This window comes from Nocardia sp. NPDC058666, assembly GCF_042714895.1.
GTDB lineage: Bacteria > Actinomycetota > Actinomycetes > Mycobacteriales > Mycobacteriaceae > Nocardia.
Genome location: NZ_JBHXRY010000003.1, coordinates 280,127 through 291,160, shown reverse-complemented (window position 1 = coordinate 291,160; position 11,034 = coordinate 280,127). Strand labels below are relative to the sequence as shown.

The 11,034-nt window shown below is 67.2% G+C and carries 12 protein-coding genes; 8 read left to right on the top strand and 4 right to left on the bottom strand.

The window, feature by feature from the left end; genetic code table 11:
• Position 1: 1 nt before the first annotated feature.
• Both ACFWVD_RS10760 and ACFWVD_RS10755 read left to right on the top strand, forming a co-directional pair.
• Positions 2–1,207: a peptide synthetase gene (locus ACFWVD_RS10760; protein WP_379241807.1), complete on the top strand. Its 1,206-nt coding sequence runs from the start codon at positions 2–4 to the stop codon at positions 1,205–1,207.
• Positions 1,208–1,261: 54 nt separating this feature from the next.
• A complete protein-coding gene (locus tag ACFWVD_RS10755; RefSeq protein WP_379241997.1) occupies positions 1,262–1,417 on the top strand; it encodes a hypothetical protein in 156 nt (51 codons plus the stop codon).
• On the opposite strand, the gene ACFWVD_RS10750 is transcribed toward ACFWVD_RS10755, so the two are convergent.
• Positions 1,414–2,103, bottom strand: coding sequence for a hypothetical protein (locus ACFWVD_RS10750; protein WP_379241806.1), 690 nt, complete (start codon positions 2,101–2,103; stop codon positions 1,414–1,416). The two genes, ACFWVD_RS10755 and ACFWVD_RS10750, sit on opposite strands and share 4 nt — an antisense overlap.
• 222 nt (positions 2,104–2,325) lie before the next feature.
• Here ACFWVD_RS10750 and ACFWVD_RS10745 point away from each other — a divergent pair, with 222 nt between their 5' ends.
• Positions 2,326–2,667, top strand: a complete 342-nt coding sequence (locus tag ACFWVD_RS10745) for a hypothetical protein (RefSeq protein WP_379241805.1) — start codon at positions 2,326–2,328, stop codon at positions 2,665–2,667.
• On the opposite strand, the gene ACFWVD_RS10740 is transcribed toward ACFWVD_RS10745, so the two are convergent.
• Both ACFWVD_RS10740 and ACFWVD_RS10735 read right to left on the bottom strand, forming a co-directional pair.
• Positions 2,668–3,048, bottom strand: a complete 381-nt coding sequence (locus ACFWVD_RS10740; RefSeq protein ID WP_379241804.1) for a YybH family protein — start codon at positions 3,046–3,048, stop codon at positions 2,668–2,670.
• A 290-nt stretch (positions 3,049–3,338) separates the two neighbouring features.
• A complete protein-coding gene (locus tag ACFWVD_RS10735; RefSeq protein ID WP_379241803.1) occupies positions 3,339–3,764 on the bottom strand; it encodes a hypothetical protein in 426 nt (141 codons plus the stop codon).
• Positions 3,765–3,779: 15 nt separating this feature from the next.
• Between ACFWVD_RS10735 and ACFWVD_RS10730 the strand changes: the two genes are divergently transcribed.
• Genes ACFWVD_RS10730 through ACFWVD_RS10710 form a run of 5 tightly spaced genes read left to right on the top strand, consistent with a single transcriptional unit; the run spans position 3,780 to position 9,586 of the window.
• Complete coding sequence (locus tag ACFWVD_RS10730; RefSeq protein ID WP_379241802.1) at positions 3,780–5,186, top strand: condensation domain-containing protein; 1,407 nt, start codon at positions 3,780–3,782, stop codon at positions 5,184–5,186.
• Between the two features lie 4 nt (positions 5,187–5,190).
• Positions 5,191–6,432, top strand: coding sequence for a glycosyltransferase (locus ACFWVD_RS10725; RefSeq protein ID WP_379241801.1), 1,242 nt, complete (start codon positions 5,191–5,193; stop codon positions 6,430–6,432).
• Entirely contained in the window at positions 6,429–7,376 is a 948-nt protein-coding gene (locus ACFWVD_RS10720; protein ID WP_379241800.1) for an ATP-binding cassette domain-containing protein, read from the top strand. The genes ACFWVD_RS10725 and ACFWVD_RS10720 overlap by 4 nt, the downstream gene beginning before the upstream one ends.
• A 20-nt stretch (positions 7,377–7,396) precedes the next feature.
• Positions 7,397–8,224 carry an ABC transporter permease gene (locus tag ACFWVD_RS10715; protein WP_379241799.1) on the top strand — a complete coding sequence of 276 codons (828 nt, stop codon included), beginning with the start codon at positions 7,397–7,399 and terminating at the stop codon, positions 8,222–8,224.
• 9 nt (positions 8,225–8,233) lie between these two features.
• Positions 8,234–9,586: a hypothetical protein gene (locus tag ACFWVD_RS10710; protein ID WP_379241798.1), complete on the top strand. Its 1,353-nt coding sequence runs from the start codon at positions 8,234–8,236 to the stop codon at positions 9,584–9,586.
• On the opposite strand, the gene ACFWVD_RS10705 is transcribed toward ACFWVD_RS10710, so the two are convergent.
• Positions 9,567–10,958 (bottom strand): FAD-dependent oxidoreductase, encoded by a 1,392-nt coding sequence (locus ACFWVD_RS10705; RefSeq protein WP_379241797.1) that lies wholly within the window; start codon positions 10,956–10,958, stop codon positions 9,567–9,569. The two genes, ACFWVD_RS10710 and ACFWVD_RS10705, sit on opposite strands and share 20 nt — an antisense overlap.
• Positions 10,959–11,034: the final 76 nt, after the last annotated feature.

Sequence of the window (11,034 nt, the reverse complement as noted above, 5' to 3'; positions counted from 1 at the left end):
CATGAACAGCAGCAACGCTTTTCGACGCCCGATCACCACCACCGAACGCATGTACTTCCCCATGCGCGACCTCGCCCCACCCTTTCTCATGCAACTGGTCATTCCCGGTGACGGCAACATCGACCCGGAAGCATTGCGCACAGCGGTAACCGAGGCCGCACGAGTCACCCCCGGCGCGCGACTGCGCCGCCACAGTAACGAGTGGATCGACAGCGGCATCACCCCCGCCCTGCGCGTGGTCCACGACCACGCACTGACCGCCCGCGCCCTCGAAACCGACCCCGTCCTCACCAGCGCGATCGGCCCCACCCCCGACACCACCGTCGAAGTCCTACTCCTGACCGGCGCGACGACCACCCTGATCTTCCGTGTCTTCCACGGCGTCATGGACGGCGGCGGCATGCTCGCCTGGGCGACCAACGTGCTGCGCGCGCTACGCGGCGAAGACCCGATCCCCCAACAGGACGCGGTCGCCGACCAGGAACTGGTTTCCCGAGTGGGCGCCCCCGGCCGTCCCACCCCCATGATCCCGCGCTACCGCACCGCCGTCGGCCGAGGCCGCCAACACCGCCACCTCGCCCCGCACCTACTGCGTCACCGCACCATCGAAGCAGCGGGCCCCGGCGCCCTGGCCCGAGTCTGCGCGCTGCTCGCCGCCGAAACCCCCGGCACCTCGCGCATCATGATGCCCGTGGACCTGCGCCGCCACGACCCGCAACTGCGCTCCACCGCCAACCTCGCCCTGCCGCTGTTCCTCGACATCGAACCCGGCCAGGACTGGTCCACGATCAAAGCCCACATGAAGGCAGGCCTGGCGGACCGACGCGAACTGAATCAACTGGCCAACACCCGAGTAGCCCTCATCCCCAGCCCGATCACCCGCGGCGTCCTACGCACCACCAACTGGCTCGGCGCCCGCCTGGGCCGAAACCTGGCGTCCGCCACCGTGTCCCACATGGGCCGCTTCACCACCGACGAACTCGCAGTCCCCGGCTTCCGCCCGACCGGGCTGTACGTCCTCCCCCAACACAGCGTCGCCATGCCCCTACTGTTCGGCCTCACCGAATTCGACGGCCGCACCGAACTGACAGTCTCCGCCCGCAACGGCACCGGCATCGAAACCCGCCTCGAAGCGCTCCTGGACCGCATCGCCGCCATGCTCGCAGCGGAACTACCCTCGGTAAACCCAGCTGACCAGCACCGATAGCCACGGTTCACCGCGGGAAATCGACCAGCTGACCACCGCGACTATCGTGGAGTCGTGGGCATCATGGGTGAGCTGTTTCCGGGCAAGAAGCTGCAGAACGAGGGCACCGGCGATTCCGACGGCCAAAACCACGAGCCGCGCATCGATATCGACCTGGATGCGGGCGTGATCCGGGTGTCGGGTGCGATCGAACCGACCGAAAGCGACTAACGCCGACCGGGCAACTGCATGTCGAAGATGCTGCGCTCGACGATCGGGTCCGGCACGCGCAGCAGGTCCGCGGCGCTGACCTCGCACCAGTCGTATCTGTCGTTCTCACACTGCAATTCGACCAGCGACACCGCGGACACCGTGTCATCGATGCTGAAATCGGTGAACCCGTCCTGCTCCAACGCCGCGGTGATCTCCCGCACCGGCATCGGCCTCGTCGCGTGCGCCAATGCCAGGTAGGGCCGCAATGGTTCGCCGAATTCGGGGATTCGTTCGCGAATCCACACGTCGGTCAGTGCGCTGGTGAGATCCTCGCGTACTCGCAGCAACTCCTCCGGTAGCGCGATCGGCAGTCGCACCGAATCCGCGGCAACCACCGGCGGTCCGAAGGTGATCTGGAACGGTGCGTGCCCGGCGAGCAACTTCCGCGCCCCGGCGACCAGGGCCGCGAGGTGCAGACCCTTCACTCCGTCGACAAAACCGATGCCCTGCACCCCGATTCGCAATCGCGCCGCGTCGACCTGCTCGAATCCGGGCAGGGTCGACAATGTCGGGGCGAAGATTTCGACCAGTTTGTCGGCAACCGGCTGCGTCGGCACGACCTGCCAGTCGTAGAACGAGCGACCCGGTGTCCACCCCGGCCGCCACCACCAGCGGCTGGCAACGGTCATTTCGCTCGCGATCATGCTGCGCCACCTCCCAGTCTCGACCGACCTGTCGGGTGAGCACCCGGCCAGCCGGTCGTCAGCCCGACACGATCGGCATCGAAGCGTGCGATGCCAGTTACCTATCAGCGACGGTATTCCCGCTGTGACCGGCGGGCAACCTGACGAGACCGTTCCGTTGTCGCTTCGATCCCGAGTCCACGCATTGGGTCATCGCCCGCCCGCGCGCACTACACTGATCGCATGCCTGTTCGACGGCTGATCACGCTTTCCGCGTTCGCCCTCCTGCTTCCCTTCGCCGCTTCCGCCTGCACCATGAACGGACCCGGCACCACCTCCGAATGCACCCTCAGCGGCTGCACTGTCACCTTCGAACGCGGGGTGAGCGCCAAAGCCTCGGTCCTGGGGATCGACGCGGAACTGGTCTCGGTCAACGGTGACCTGGTCACCTTGAGCATCGGCGGCCAGCAGGTCACGGTTCCCGTCGGCCAGTCTCAGGCCAGCAACGGTATGGACGTGCGGGTCAACGAAGTCACCGACGAGAAGGTGGTCGTCGTGATCGCCAGTGGCCTGAACCCGAGCTGATCACCCGGCCTCACTGCCGACCCACGGCGCGTTCGGCTGGTCCAGAATCCACCGCCAACTCCCATCGGGCTGCCTGCGCGCCACCTCGACGGTCCCACCGGTGCCGCCGGGTAACCGCGACGACGTCAACGCCAGATCCCCCGCTCGCAGAACCGGCGCCTGCGGTCCCGGCTGAAACACCGGCCGATCAGCCACCAGCCGTGCGTACGCCGCCCGTATCTCCCCCACGCCAGTTGCCACCACCCCATCCGGCAGCGCCAACACCGCATCGCTTTCGTACAACTCCACCAGCCCCTCCACATCCCCGGCATTCAACCGCTGCACCACCAGCCGGCTCAGATCCTCCGGGCACTGCGCACGCTCTCGCCCACTCTCGGTCATCGCCACCCTCCTCGACTCGCGTTATGCGACAACGGTAAACCGGGGGTACGACACAAACCCGATCCTCGGCCCGAGGAAGCCCCCACCAACGACGAAACCCCCGAAAGCCGGTGGCCCCCAGGGGTTTTCAGACGTCGAGCGTGACCTCAACGGATCACAGGGGCGGGAACCCCGACGAGCCGGTGGCCATCCAGTTCCAGAACTCGGTGACGCGGTTCAGGACCAACGCCATGATATCGAGGGCAGTGCTTCCCATGAGCTTCCTAACATCGAACGAACACTTCGCGAGTTCACCCTAGCAACCGGCGACGCGGAGGCAGTGTTGTGATCTCGGACCAATGCGACAGTTCGCATATTGTGGACGGCTGATGAATTGCGTCAGATGAACGCGCGGGAAACACAGTTGGACGACCGCCCATCTGCGGTGTGATGACGCCGACATGCATCAATTCTTTCGCGGTGAACAAAATATCGGCAGACGTCAGCGTTCCTGAACAGAGATAGTCCAAATCGCTTGCCCGCCAGCAGGTATCGGCCAGGAACGTCAACAAATGCGCAGGCCGCAGAGTTATGTTCAGCGAAATCGTGACCGCCGTCACGGTAATGCTTTCAGCAAATTCACAGATACGATCGAGCTCGCAGTTATCAAGCATCAGGCGGCACACCGAGGTGCACTCCCGATTTCCACCCTTCCGCCGTTTCGGCACATTGGTCACGAGGTGAACCCGGTCATGGAATACACCCACCTGTCCGAATTCGAGATCCGTCCGGGCACCCTGTCGATGTGGACGCCGCAGGTCCCCGCGCACGCGTGGCAGTCCGACGACCGCCCGCTGACCAGCGTGCATGCCGGCTACTGCGGCAGCGTGGACCCCGCCGATCCGCTGCCCGGTCGTGGCCGCTGGATCGGCACCATCTTCGAAATGGACGCACCGCTGGACAGCGCGACCTGGTGCGAAACGCTGCGGCGCTGGCATGCCAGGCACGAAGGACTGCGCACCACGGTGAGCACCGAATCCGCGGGCGAACCGCGCAGGCTCGTCGCCAGCGGCACCGAGGTCGGCATCGCCGAAGAGCCGGTGCACGGCCTCACCGACGGCACCCGCATCAACGAATTCCTCAGCGGCACACTCGAACAGCGACTGTCCCCGCTGACCTGGCCGCACTGCCTCGCGGCCACCGTGGCACACGACACCGACGATTTCACCGTCTTGGTCGCCGCCGATCACTCGGTGATGGACGCGTACGCCCAGGCCATCCTGATCCTGGAATTACGCACGCTGTACCGCGAGGTCATGGCGGGCGAGCAGTCGCGCGAATCGGTCACGTTCGGCAGTTCGGCCGACTTCGCCGTGCTCGAGCGCGCGAACGCCGCCGAGTTGGACGTGAACTCTCCCGCGGTCGAAACCTGGCGAGAATTCCTCGCCGACGGTGCGATGCCGCGCTTCGCCGCGCACGCTCAGCGCCCTGCGAGCGCGGATCTGCCGCAGCCCAGCGTGTCGCGGAAGCTGCTCGATCTGGCCGAACTCGAGCAGGTCGAGTCCGCGCTGGATCAGGTGCGGCATCGGATGTCGGTGGCGGTGTTCGCCGCGCTGGCCGTGGCCCATCAGCAGCGCTTCGGCGACGACCGGATGCGCACGGCGATGCCGATCGCCACCCGCCCGGACGTGCGCTGGATGGAGTCGATGGGCTGGTTCGTCAACGTGGTCCCCGTCGACATCGCGCTCACACCCGGCTCGGGCATGGCCGACGCCATGGAGCGCACCCGCGCGGCGTTGCGCAGTTCGCGCACCGCCAACGACGCGTCCTGGTCCCGCGTGATGGAACTGCTCGAGGTGGCCGAAACGCCGCGCTTCGGGATCTCCTTCCTGGATATCCGCGTGCTGCCCGGTTATGAACTGGTCGCTGACCTGCGCGGTCGCACCTTGCGCGCGCAGTCGTACTCGCCCGACGAGGTCTTCCTGTGGATCGTGCGCGCCGCCGACGGCTTGTATGTGTCGACCCGGTACCCCGCCGGACTCCCGGCCGAGGTGATGGACGAATTCCTGTCCGCGTTCGGGCAGGCGATGTCGTCGATCGTGGACACAGTGACTTCGGCCGATGCAGGGCTGCCGCGCGTCGCCGTGCAGGCGGGGTGAGGGGATGCGGGCGCTGTTGGCTTTCACGGGCAGTCGCGGTGACGCGCAACCCGGCATCCTGCTGGCGCGGGCGTTGCGAGCGCGCGGTCACGACGTGACTGTGGCGCTGGCGCCGAACCTCGTCTCGTTCGCCGAAGACCACGGCGTGCCCGCGGTCCCGTTCGGTCGCGACACCGCCGACCTGCTGCAGGCGCAGCGCACCGATCAGCGGTTCGCCAGCCGCGATCCCCGCGCCCGGCTGCGCGCACTGTTCGACCTGCAGCGACGAGGCGTCCCCGAGCAACTGCACGACCTGCGCGCGCTGGTCCCGGACCATGATGTGGTGGTCGCGGGGATGGCGGGCGAGGAAGTCGCCGAGTCGGTGGCGCGGGAGGTCGGGCTGCCGTTCGCGGCGGTGCACTTCTTCCCGATTCAGCCCAACAGTGCCGTTCCGGTCGCGCCGGTGAGCTGGGCGGCCCGACTTCCCGGATTCGCCCATCGGTGGGGTTGGACGATGCTGGCCCGCGCCCGAGCCGCCGCGCTAGCACCGGTCCTGCCCGCCGCATCCCGAGTTACGGTGCGGACCAAGCGAATTCAGGCTTACGATCCGCAGTTGTTCCCTGGTGTCAGCGACCAGCTACCAGGCCCGTTCACCGGCTTTCCGGTCGATGCGGACGGATCCCTCACCGGCGCAACAGATTCCACCTCCCTTCACCAGTGGCTCGACGCGGGAACCGCACCGATCTACGTCGGCTTCGGCTCCATGGATGTCGGCGACCCGGCCGCGTTCGTCGCGATGCTGCGGCAGGTGTGCGCCCGACGTGGCCGCCGATTGCTGCTCGCGTCGGGTTGGGCGTCGATCGCCTCGGGCTTCGAACCGGATGTCGCCGTTGTCGGACAGGTCGATCACGCCCTGGTGCTGCCCCGTTGTGTCGCCGCGGTACATCACGGCGGAGCCGGCACCACCGCCGCCGCCTTGAGAGCCGGTGTGCCGCAGGTGATCTGCTCGGTGCAGGCGGATCAGCCGTACTGGGGCCAGGCATTACAGCGTCTCGGCCTCGCCGCCACGATTCCGGCGAAGCAGCTGACCGGCGACCGCCTCGAAGCCCTACTCGACCGGATCACCCACCCCGAGGTGGTCCTGCGCGCCGCCGCCTATGCCGCCGATTTCGCCACCGACGGTGTCGAACGGGCCGCCGATGCGGTCGAGGAACTGGCCATTTCGCCATCGACAGAGTTGTTCCATTCCGCCGGGAGGCAACTATGACTACCGAGATCGCCATCCGCACAACCGGTTTGGGCAAGTCGTACGGCGATTTCACCGCCGTCGGCAGCGTCGACCTCACCATCGAAGCGGGCACCGTGTTCGCCCTGCTCGGCCCCAACGGCGCAGGCAAAACAACGACCGTTCGCATGCTCGCGACCCTGGTGCGCCCCGATCGCGGCACCGCCGAGATCTTCGGCTACGACATCGCGCGCGACGCCACCGCCGTGCGTTCGATGATCGGCCTCACCGGCCAGTACGCGTCGGTCGACGAAACCCTCACCGCCGGTGAGAATTTGCGCCTGTTCGGCCGCCTGCTCGGCCTGTCCCGCCGTGACGCCGCACGGCGCAGCGCCGAACTCCTCGAAGAATTCGAACTGTCCAAGGTCACCGATCGTCCGGTGCACCAGTTCTCCGGCGGCATGCGCCGACGCCTGGATCTGGCGGCCACGCTGATCACCGACCCGCCGCTGATCTTCCTCGACGAGCCGACCACAGGCCTGGACCCGCACACCCGCGACAAGATGTGGGGCATCATCCGCAAGCTCGTGGCCCGCGGCGCGACCGTGCTGCTCACCACGCAGTACCTCGAGGAAGCCGACGCGCTCGCCGACCGGATCGCCGTGATCGACCGCGGAACCATCGTCGCCGAGGGCACCGCCGCGGAACTGAAGGCTTCGATCGGCGACCAAGTGTTGCGCCTGGATCTGGTCGATGCGGCGCAGTCTGCCCATGCCGAGTCCATCGTCGCCGAGCTGACTGGGGAGGTGCCCGAGGGATCGTCGGCGGGCACGCTGACCATCGCGCTGACCGATGCCGGCATCGCCGCCGACATCGTCGCCGCCTGCCGCACCGCGGGGATCGGCCTGCGAAGTTTCGCCGTCGACCGTCCCGACCTCAACGCCGTGTTCCTCGCTCTGACCGGCACCGACCGCGTCGCCGCCTGATCCGAAAGACCGAGGCCATCATGACCGTCACCATCGCTGAGAAGCCTGTCGAACGGACCACGATCGACCGCCGCCCCCGCATCACCCACGTGAGTCTGCGCGCCTCGCTGTTCCAGTCGCTGATGATGGCGTGGCGGGGTCTGCTCACCTTCCGGCACAGCCCGCAGTTGCTCTACGACGCACTGTTGCTGCCCATCGTCGGGCCGCTGCTGTTCGGCAGCATCTTCGGCACGGCCATCGCGGGCAGCACGGAGGCGTATCTGCCGATTCTCATTCCGGGTGTGCTGGTTCAGATCGTGCTCACCTCGTCGGTCGCGACCGGTGTGCAGCTGTCGGAGGACATTCGGTCGGGGGTGTTCGATCGATTCGTCGCCATGCCGATCGCCCGGTCGGCGCCGGTCGCGGGAGCGCTACTGGCCGGGGCCACCCGGTACGTGATCGCCGCGACCACGGTGGTGATCGTCGGGTTCTCGATGGGTTATCGGCCCGATCATCCGGTCGGGTTCGTCGCCGGCGCGGTACTGGTTGTACTGGCTACCACGGCGATCAGCTGGCTGTTCGCGTTCATCGGCGTCACCGTGTCCAGACCCGCTGCGGTGCAAGGCATGTCGATGCTGGTGCTCACCTTTCTGAGCTTCGCGTCCAACGCGCTGGTGCCCGAATCCGCGATGCCGACCTGGCTGCGATACGTCTCCGACTACAACCCGGTGTCCTACCTCGTGTCCGCGGTGCGTGGTCTGGCCGAGGACGGCGTGGTCGGTGTCGACGCGCTGTGGTCGGTGGTGGCCTCGCTCGTGATCGCCGCCGTGTTCGCACCCCTGACCGTCCGCACGCTGCGTGCTCGCTGAGGAGTTCTGATGACACTCACTACTTCCGCGCCGGTCAACCGGCTCACCGCCGACGACGACCTGTTCCTGAAGCTGCACAGCCTCTACGGTAATGCCCTGGTCAACCAGCTCGCCTGGCGTTTCGACGAGCCTGTCGGTCGCGACGTGCTCGCCCGCTTCCACGCCCAGCTCGCGCAGGGTTTCCTTGCCCGTCGAGTGCACAACGCGCGACTGCCTTTCGCCCGGCCGTACTGGCTGCCCGCGACGGCATCGCTTCCGCTGGGCTGGGACTCCACGCCGGTGGCCGACGACGAGATCCTGGACTGGTACTTCGCCCAGAGCCGCGTCGACTTCGAGCCCGAGACCGGGCAGGTATGGCGACTATCCGCCGCGCCGACCACCTCGGGCGGAACCCTGGTTTCGCTGGTGACCTCGCATGTGGCGTCCGATGGTGGCGCGGTGCTCTTCGCCGTCGGCGACGCGCTGGCCAGACTCGGCGAATCCCCCAACCGCGCAACTGGTTCGGGACTCCTGGTCGGCATCAAGCCACGAAACACACTGAGCGCGAACATGATCGACGCAGGTCGCCAATTGCGCGCCGTCGCGAAAGGTATCCGAGCAGCGATCGCCGCCCGCGCCGTCACCGAACCCGACCGCAACCCGCGACCCGACACACCCCCGCTCCCGCTCCCCCCGCGTTGGTCACCCGCGGACCTGGTCGTCCAACTCGACCTCGCCGAGTGGAATGCCGCCGCCGCAACACATTCCGGCACCACCAACGGCCTGCTGATCGCCCTCGGCGCTGGGATCCTGGGCCGCAGCGGACGCGTCGGCGACACCGCCGACATCCGCGTCGACATCCCGAACTCGATGCGCACCACCGACGACCCCCGCGCCAACGCCACCACCGGCCTCCCGATCTCGGTCACCTACCGCGCTGGCGAACCCATCGACCTCGCAGCCGTCCGCGCAGCGGTGAAACGCGCCGCCACCGCCTACCGCGACCCAGCCACGACGCCCGCACTGCAACACCTCCAACCGGTGCAAATGATCCTGCCCCGCTTCGTCCTACGCCATTTCGCCCGCACCGCTAAGGCACCGGAATGCCTGTGCACCAACCTCGGCGAAACCGCCCAGGGCGTGTCCACCATCGCAGGCCACAAAGCCTCAGCGGTGCTCATGCGCCCCGTCGTGTGCACCAACGACACCGAGATGTTCCGCCGAGTAGAAGTAGGCGTCAACCTGTCCTTCGCCACCGACGGCCACACCATCACCCTCGCCATCACCGGCGCAGACCCCGACCGCTTCCCCACCCGCACCGCCTTGGGCGCCCTCGCCACCGCCGAATTCGAATCCTGGGGTCTCACTGCCCATTTCTGGTGACGACCGGGTTGCTCACCGCGCGCACGGCTGCGCGGGCGGCGACGAGAATGGGATCCCAGACCGGCGAAAACGGCGGGGCGTAGCCGAGATCGAGGAAGGTCACCTGCTCCACCGTCATTCGCGCGGTGAGCGCTACCGCGGCGATGTCGATGCGTTTGGCGGCACCGTTGCGGCCGACGATCTGCACGCCGAGCAGTCGGCCGGTGCGGCGTTCGGCCAGCATCTTCACCGTCATGGGTTGCGCGCCAGGGAAATATCCCGCGCGTCCGGTGGATTCGATAGTGACACTGTGGAATTGCAGCCCGGCACGGCGAGCGTCCTTCTCCCCCAGGCCGGTTCGCGCCACCTCCCACTCGCACACCTTGCTCATGGCGGTGCCGACCACACCGGGGAAGGTAGCGTATCCGCCGCCGACACCCGTGCCGATCACCTGCCCGTGCTTGTTCGCGTGGGTGCCCAGCGGAATGTGACGCAGCGTGTCCGACACCAGATCCAGCACCTCTACACAGTCACCACCGGCCCAGATATCGTCGAACCCGCGTACCCGCTGAGCGAGATCGGTGAGCAAACCACCACTGGCACCCAGCGGCAGCCCCGCCTCGCGGGCCAGATCAGTGGCGGGCCGCACACCGATCCCCAGCACCACAACATCGGCCGGGTAGTCGCCGTGCGCGGTCGTCACAGCGCACACCCGCCCGTGCTCGCCGATGCGCATCCCGGTCACCTCGGTATCGCGAACAAGCCGAATTCCCATCCCCTCCATGGCTTCCCGCACCAGCGCACCCATATCGGCATCCAAGGTCGCCATGGGTTCGGCCGCCCTGGTGATCATGGTGACCGCGAACCCTCTGCGCACCAACGCTTCTGCCATCTCGACACCGATATACCCGGCACCGACCACGACGGCTTCGCGCCCGGTCGCGGACTCCAACGCCTCGATGAGCGCCTGCCCGTCGTCGAGAGTCTGCACCCCATGAACACCGTCTGCATCGATGCCAGGCAGTGGCGGACGAATCGGCGTCGCCCCCGTGGCAATCACCAGCTTGTCGTACTCCATCCAAGCCTGCGCGTCGCTATCGAGATCACGCGCCAGCACCCGCTTGCGCTCGGTATCGATCTCGATCACCTCGGTCCGCATCCGCAGATCGATATCGCGTGCGCGATGTTCGTCGGCGGACCGCGCGATCAGATCATCGGCCTCCGCCACATCCCCGGCAACCCAATACGGAATACCGCACGCCGAATACGACGCGTGATCCCCCTTCTCGAACACCACAATCTCGAGCTCCCCAACCCCCCGCAACCGACGAGCCTGCGACGCCGCCGCCATCCCCGTAGCATCCGCGCCGATAACCACCATGCGTTCGCCCATGCCTCCACCGTATGCCCGCCATCGCTCGACATGGCGGTGCGCGCACGCGGATGTCACGCGGCGAGTTCGGCCTGTT

Bases quoted from the DNA above. Each gene is read 5' to 3' on its own strand.
- ACFWVD_RS10760 (WP_379241807.1), top strand. From the start codon at position 2: ATGAACAGCAGCAACGCTTTTCGACGCCCGATCACCACCACCGAACGC.
- ACFWVD_RS10750 (WP_379241806.1), bottom strand. From the start codon at position 2,103: ATGATCGCGAGCGAAATGACCGTTGCCAGCCGCTGGTGGTGGCGGCCG.
- ACFWVD_RS10745 (WP_379241805.1), top strand. From the start codon at position 2,326: ATGCCTGTTCGACGGCTGATCACGCTTTCCGCGTTCGCCCTCCTGCTT.
- ACFWVD_RS10740 (WP_379241804.1), bottom strand. From the start codon at position 3,048: ATGACCGAGAGTGGGCGAGAGCGTGCGCAGTGCCCGGAGGATCTGAGC.
- ACFWVD_RS10730 (WP_379241802.1), top strand. From the start codon at position 3,780: ATGGAATACACCCACCTGTCCGAATTCGAGATCCGTCCGGGCACCCTG.
- ACFWVD_RS10725 (WP_379241801.1), top strand. From the start codon at position 5,191: ATGCGGGCGCTGTTGGCTTTCACGGGCAGTCGCGGTGACGCGCAACCC.
- ACFWVD_RS10720 (WP_379241800.1), top strand. From the start codon at position 6,429: ATGACTACCGAGATCGCCATCCGCACAACCGGTTTGGGCAAGTCGTAC.
- ACFWVD_RS10715 (WP_379241799.1), top strand. From the start codon at position 7,397: ATGACCGTCACCATCGCTGAGAAGCCTGTCGAACGGACCACGATCGAC.
- ACFWVD_RS10710 (WP_379241798.1), top strand. From the start codon at position 8,234: ATGACACTCACTACTTCCGCGCCGGTCAACCGGCTCACCGCCGACGAC.
- ACFWVD_RS10705 (WP_379241797.1), bottom strand. From the start codon at position 10,958: ATGGGCGAACGCATGGTGGTTATCGGCGCGGATGCTACGGGGATGGCG.